General features: G+C 77.1%; 2 protein-coding genes. Both read right to left on the bottom strand.

Annotated elements, in window-relative coordinates; all coding sequences use genetic code 11:
• Positions 1-113: 113 nt before the first annotated feature.
• On the bottom strand, positions 114-728 hold the full coding sequence (locus PAI11_RS24835) for a cupin domain-containing protein (protein WP_007578057.1): 615 nt from the start codon (positions 726-728) through the stop codon (positions 114-116).
• Between the two features lie 229 nt (positions 729-957).
• Positions 958-1,398 (bottom strand): nitroreductase family deazaflavin-dependent oxidoreductase, encoded by a 441-nt coding sequence (locus PAI11_RS19535; RefSeq protein ID WP_007578056.1) that lies wholly within the window; start codon positions 1,396-1,398, stop codon positions 958-960.
• Between the last annotated feature and the right edge of the window lie 404 nt (positions 1,399-1,802).

Genomic DNA, 1,802 nt, shown 5'->3' with positions numbered 1-1,802 from the left:
CGGCGCGGGCGGGCCGGGGTCCGCCGGCGGGGCGGGCGGCGACCTGGCCGCGAAGTCCCACGATCGCCCCGCATGTCGGGGGCGGTCGTGGGATCTTGCGAGCGCCCGCGCCCTCACGCCGGCCGCGGGCCGGCGACCGAGCCCTCCGCGAACGGCGGCGGGCCGAGGATCGTCACGCCGACCCGCGCGGCGGCGGCCCGCAGCCGGTCCAGGTCGATCGATGCCGGGACCGCGCCGAGCCGGTCCCCGGCGTCGAGGAACAGCTGCTCGTGCCCGCCTGGGGTCGTGACCATCAGCACGCGCGCGCCGCCGGGGCTGACCACGCGCCAGGCGTGCGGGACGCCGCGCGGGGCGAAGATCGCGTCGTCCGGGCCGGCTACGAACCGTTGCGCGCCGATCGCGACCTCGACGCAGCCGCGGAGGACGACCAGTGCCTCGTCGTCGTGGGCGTGGACGTGCCACGGGGTCGCGCTGCCGGGCGCCAGGTCGTGATCGCTGATCCCCAGCCGGCCGTCGCTGTCGGCCGCGGCGAGCCGGATCCTCGTCGCGTCGCCCAGGTACGAGCGAACGGGCGCGTCGACGTCCGGGCAGTGCCGGCCCGACGTCGGCGGCGCGTCGCGAACGCCGTGCTCGGCTGGCGCCGGCGTCCCCGGCGCCGCGTCGCCGATCGATCGGCCGGATCCGGCGGACGGGCCACCCGCGGACGGCCAGGGGCTGTCGTCGCTCATGGTCCCAGCCTGCCCTGGCGGGCCGCCGCGCGCCATCCCGCGTTCGAGGGACCTGGTTGGCGCGACGGCGACTCGCCCGTCGAGGATCGGAGCCGGGCGACGCGGCGCCGGGGCCCGAGCGGGGCCGGGGCCCGAGCGGGGCCGGGGCGGCACCCGAGGTGGAGGCCGATGGTCGACCCGGACGACGGATCCTCCGCGACGGGCGACCCGCGGGGCGGTGGATCCGGGCTCAGTCGGCGACCGACGTCAGCACGACGACCGGGATCTGACGGTCGGTCTGCTGCTGGTAGCGGCCGTACTGCCCGCGGTTGTTGTCGTCGGCGATCTTCCAGAGCCGGTCGAAGTCCGGCTCGCCACGGGTGACCACGGTCGCCTCGGCCGGCTGCCGACGACGGCCGACCTGGACGACCACCCGAGGGTTGGCGCGGACGTTGTGCAGCCAGGCCGACGCGCGGCGAGCGCCGCCGTTGGAGGGCACGACCAGCCAGCGATCGCCGTCCTTGGCGTAGACGAGCGCGCTGACGCGCGGCTGGCCGCTCTTGGCGCCCGTCGTCCGCAGCAGCAGCGTCGGCAGCCCGATCAGCCGGTGTCCGATCAGCCCGCCGCTGCGCTCGTAGATCGCGGCGTGGGCCGCGAGCACGGCGACGAAGGCACGGCGTCGGAGCGACATGGAGGAATCCTACCGCAGGTAGCAGGGGTCGCAGGGCGTTCGAGTGGAGCCGGCGAACAGGTGCGGCCGCCGTGGCGGCCGATGAATCGTCATCTCGACGCGGGACGGGCCGACGCAGCCGCTGCGGGGCGAGGCGGGGCGCGGCGAGGCGGGGCGAGGCGCAGCCGCTACTGGGCACCCGGCCGATCGCCATCTCGCGCGGCACCGGGCGGCCAGAAGCCAACTCGCCGTCCCCGACGCGGCATCTCGCCGTCTCGCCCCCAGCACGTCAGCGAGACGACGATCGGCCGGCGCCGCTCTCGCCCGTGCGACGACCACCGCCGTCAACGTCCTCGGCCGGCGGAGCGCACCTCCACCACACCCTCCGCCCTCGGCGGGCGGAGCGCACTCCCGCCACCACCCTC

It is taken from the genome of Patulibacter medicamentivorans, assembly GCF_000240225.1.
Lineage (GTDB): Bacteria > Actinomycetota > Thermoleophilia > Solirubrobacterales > Solirubrobacteraceae > Patulibacter > Patulibacter medicamentivorans.
Note: the sequence above shows the minus strand (reverse complement) of the source record. Positions and strands in the feature narration are given on the sequence as shown.

What these genes read in the sequence shown, in the direction of transcription:
- PAI11_RS24835 (WP_007578057.1), bottom strand. Translation starts at nt 728, where the DNA reads ATGAGCGACGACAGCCCCTGGCCGTCCGCGGGTGGCCCGTCCGCCGGA.
- PAI11_RS19535 (WP_007578056.1), bottom strand. Translation starts at nt 1,398, where the DNA reads ATGTCGCTCCGACGCCGTGCCTTCGTCGCCGTGCTCGCGGCCCACGCC.